Origin of the sequence: Lactobacillus nasalidis (assembly GCF_016587775.1) — a bacterium.
GTDB lineage: Bacteria > Bacillota > Bacilli > Lactobacillales > Lactobacillaceae > Lactobacillus > Lactobacillus nasalidis.
This window is the reverse complement of sequence record NZ_BOCG01000317.1, coordinates 1-3,440: the sequence shown is the minus strand read 5'-3', so window position 1 is coordinate 3,440 and position 3,440 is coordinate 1. Positions and strand designations below refer to the sequence as shown.

The 3,440-nt window shown below is 52.3% G+C and carries 5 protein-coding genes and 1 pseudogene; all 6 read right to left on the bottom strand.

Annotated elements, in window-relative coordinates; all coding sequences use genetic code 11:
• Positions 1–526, bottom strand: a 526-nt coding sequence (gene trmD, locus lacNas_RS05965) for a tRNA (guanosine(37)-N1)-methyltransferase TrmD (RefSeq protein WP_201346690.1), incomplete at its 3' end; no start/stop codon positions are given.
• Positions 526–1,029, bottom strand: coding sequence for a ribosome maturation factor RimM (gene rimM, locus lacNas_RS05960; protein ID WP_201330263.1), 504 nt, complete (start codon positions 1,027–1,029; stop codon positions 526–528). The genes trmD and rimM, both read right to left, overlap by 1 nt.
• Before the next feature lie 57 nt (positions 1,030–1,086).
• A complete protein-coding gene (gene rpsP / locus lacNas_RS05955) occupies positions 1,087–1,359 on the bottom strand; it encodes a 30S ribosomal protein S16 (RefSeq protein WP_002879737.1) in 273 nt (90 codons plus the stop codon).
• A 95-nt stretch (positions 1,360–1,454) separates the two neighbouring features.
• Positions 1,455–2,885 carry a signal recognition particle protein gene (ffh, locus tag lacNas_RS05950; protein ID WP_201330262.1) on the bottom strand — a complete coding sequence of 477 codons (1,431 nt, stop codon included), beginning with the start codon at positions 2,883–2,885 and terminating at the stop codon, positions 1,455–1,457.
• A gap of 1 nt (position 2,886) precedes the next feature.
• Positions 2,887–3,228 carry a YlxM family DNA-binding protein gene (ylxM, locus tag lacNas_RS05945; protein ID WP_201330261.1) on the bottom strand — a complete coding sequence of 114 codons (342 nt, stop codon included), beginning with the start codon at positions 3,226–3,228 and terminating at the stop codon, positions 2,887–2,889.
• A gap of 90 nt (positions 3,229–3,318) precedes the next feature.
• Positions 3,319–3,440 (bottom strand): annotated as a pseudogene (locus lacNas_RS14230) (hydrolase); the annotation flags it as partial.

Genomic DNA, 3,440 nt, shown 5'->3' with positions numbered 1-3,440 from the left:
TGTACTGCGGGTATTCCAAAAGGCCGTCAGAGAATGATTCTTCAACCGCCGACATGGCATTGCCGAGGATTCCCGGCAGCAGACGGACCGTAGCATCAATCATGCTCATGGTCGGCAATTCTCCCCCGGTCAGCACATAGTCGCCGATTGAGACCGTTTCGTCTGCCAGGTCATAAACGCGCTGGTCAAAGCCCTCAAAGTGCCCGCAGATAAAGGTCAGGTTTTCTTCCTTGGACCATTCCTGAGCCAGCTGCTCGTTGAAAGTCCGCCCCTGCGGGGCCGTGATGATGACCTTGCCCTTGTTTTCCAGAGATTCCAAAGCGGCCTTGATCGGCATAATCTGCAAGACCATCCCGGCACCGCCGCCATAGGGCGTATCGTCAACGGATTTGTGGGGACGGTCGGAAAAATCCCGGAAATTGACCAGGTTCAGCTTCCACTTGCCGTCTTCTTGTCCCCGGCCCAGCAGGGAAACCTGCAGGGGAGTGAACATTTCCGGAAACAGGGTCAACACATTGATATTCACTATCTCAGTCCCTCCATCAGTTCGACGCGAACTTCCTTTTCAGCGATGTCCACGCTCTTGACAACCTCCGGAATATAAGGGATCCAGAAGCTCTTGCCGCTCTGCTCAGTAACTTCCCAGATGTCATTGGCGCCTGGAGCCTCAATGTCAGTCAGTTCGCCGATCAACTCGCCGCTTGCGTCATCGACGACCCGGCAGCCCAGCAGGTCCCGGTAGTAGTAGACGCCGTCGGGCAATTCGCCCTGGTCTTCTTCACTGACCGTGATTTCCGTGCCCTTGAGTTTTTCTGCCTGGTCAATATCGGTAATTTCAGCAAAAGTGACCAGCCAAAACTGCTTGAACGGCCGGCCAGAAGCGACCGTCACCTCCCGGTGCTCCCGGCCCAGGTAAAGGCGCGAGCCTTCCTTAAAGCGGTCTTCAGGAAAATCAGTCGTCAGCGCTACCTTGACTTCACCCTTCAAGCCGTGGGTCGCGACGATTTTGCCAACGTTGTAGTAATTCATAGTTTTTTCCTTTTAGCATAAAAAAAGTTTGAAGCTAGTGCCCCAAACCTTTTCCAATTATTTGTTGTACTTTTCGTCGTGCAACTTAGCCATCAAGCCTGCGCCTGAAAGAAGTGAACGAACAGTGTCTGAAGGTTGTGCGCCCTTCTTCAGCCATTCGAAGATCTTGTCTTCGTCAAGCTTCAGTTCCTTTGGTTGTGAAACTGGGTTGTAGTAACCAACTTCTTCGATGAAGCGGCCGTCACGAGGTGCACGTGAATCTGCTACAACAATCCGGTAAAATGGCTTTCTCTTGGCACCCATGCGGCGCATACGAATCTTAACTGACATTAATTAGTCCTCCTAAATTTCAATAGTTATACTATAACACGCTAAAAGCAGCCTGTAAAGTATTTTTCCTTAACAGGCTGCTTTTTTTTGCTTTTTTATGAGTGGAAACGCTTGACCTTCTTCAAGCGCTTGGCTTTCTTCTTCTTGAAGCTCTTGCCCATCCGCCGCATGGCCATCTTGGCCATCGGGCTGTTCATGCCCGGAAGGTTCTCCAGATCCTTGAAGTTGCCCTTGGTTACCTTGGACATCATATCCTTGGCAGTCTTGAACTCCTTGATCATCCGGTTGACTTCCACAATCGGCACCCCGCTGCCGGCCGCGATCCGCCGGCGCCGGCTCGGATTGAGCAGGCTTTCGTCTTCTCTTTCCGCCGGAGTCATTGAATAAACGATCGCTTTGGTATGCGCGATCTGCTTCTCATCGATGGAGAAGTTCTTCAGTTGCGGGTTGTTGGCCATCCCTGGAATCATCTTCATGATTTCATCCAGCGGCCCCATCTTTTGCACTTGCTCCAACTGGTCGATAAAGTCGTTGAAGTCGAAGGTGTTTTCTCGCATCTTCTGGGCAACTTTTTCAGCCTGCTTGGCATCGTAGTCCTGCTGAGCCTTTTCGATCAAGGTCAGCATGTCGCCCATGCCCAAAATCCGGGAAGCCATCCGGTCAGGGTGGAAGACTTCGAGGTCAGTCAGCTTTTCCCCTTGACCAGTAAACAGGATTGGCTTGCCGGTCATGGCTCTGATCGACAAGGCGGCCCCACCACGGGTGTCACCATCCAGCTTGGTCAAGACGATCCCGGTGACGTCCAGACGTTCATTGAAGGTCTTGGCCACATCAGCAGCAGCTTGACCAGTCATGGAGTCAACCACCAGCAGGATGTTGTCCGGATGACTGACAGCCTTGACTTCTTCCAGCTCCTGCATCAGCGGTTCATCGATTTCCAGCCGCCCGGCCGTGTCGATGATTACGTAGTCGTTTCTGTGCACGGCGGCTTCAGCCAAACCGTCTTCAACGATCTTGGCCACGTTCTTTTCATCCGGGTCACTGTAAACCGGCACGTTCAAGTCTGCCCCGATCTGCTTGAGCTGGTCGATGGCAGCCGGCCGGTAGATGTCACCGGCGATCAGGAAAGGCCGGGCTTTTTCTTCCTTCATCAAGCGGTAGGCCAGCTTGCCGACCGTCGTGGTCTTACCGGTACCTTGCAGACCAACCATCATGATGACCGTCGGGATATGCGGCGACTTGTTTAAGCTGACGGCTTCCTCGCCCATCATCTTGGTCAGTTCTTCGTTGACGATCTTGATGACCTGCTGGCCCGGAGTCAGTGATTCCTGAACTTCCTGGCCCAGGGCCCGCTTCTTGATCGTCTTGATAAAGTCCTTTACGACCTTGAAGTTGACGTCGGCTTCCAGCAGGGCCAGGCGGATTTCTCTTGAAGCAGCGTTGATGTCTTCTTCAGAGATCTTCCCTTTCCCCGTCAAATTGCGCAGAGCCTTCTGCAAACGTTCGCTTAAATTCTCAAATGCCATCTTATTCTCCTCTAATTACCTGCAGCAATTCCTCAAGCTGCAGCTTTGCCGCTTCCTGGTCCTCAGCCAGCAGGCTGTTCAAGGCCCGGCTGATGCCCTCTTCCAGCTGGTTGTAGCTGGCCAGCAGGTGCAGCTTGGCTTCGTATTTTTCAAGAGCCTTGGAGCTGCGCCGCAGGTTGTCGTAAACAGCCTGTCTTGAGACCTGCCGGTTGTCGGCAATCTCTCCTAAAGAGAGGTCATTGTAATAATAATCTTCAAAATAATCTTGCTGTCCTTGGGTAAGCAAGGCGCCGTACAAGGCGTAAAGGTCACCCATGGCTTCATTTTTGCTCAATTCATCCATCTGTCTCACCTTGTACCAGTATAACAAAAAGTTCACCTGGCTGAAAGTTTCTCCGCTCAGCAAAAAAGCACTGCGGCTGCAGTGCATTTTTTACAGATTCTTGTCCATGTTAAAGGTCAGTTTCGACAGCTTGATGGCTTCCTTGAAAAGCTGGCCCCAAAGCTCTTCGCTTTCCTGGCGGCTGTGAGCCACGGTTTCCTGATTGGCCTTGG

Coding starts and splice junctions, on each gene's coding strand:
- rimM (WP_201330263.1), bottom strand. CDS start 1,029: ATGAATTACTACAACGTTGGCAAAATCGTCGCGACCCACGGCTTGAAG.
- rpsP (WP_002879737.1), bottom strand. CDS start 1,359: ATGTCAGTTAAGATTCGTATGCGCCGCATGGGTGCCAAGAGAAAGCCA.
- ffh (WP_201330262.1), bottom strand. CDS start 2,885: ATGGCATTTGAGAATTTAAGCGAACGTTTGCAGAAGGCTCTGCGCAAT.
- ylxM (WP_201330261.1), bottom strand. CDS start 3,228: ATGGATGAATTGAGCAAAAATGAAGCCATGGGTGACCTTTACGCCTTG.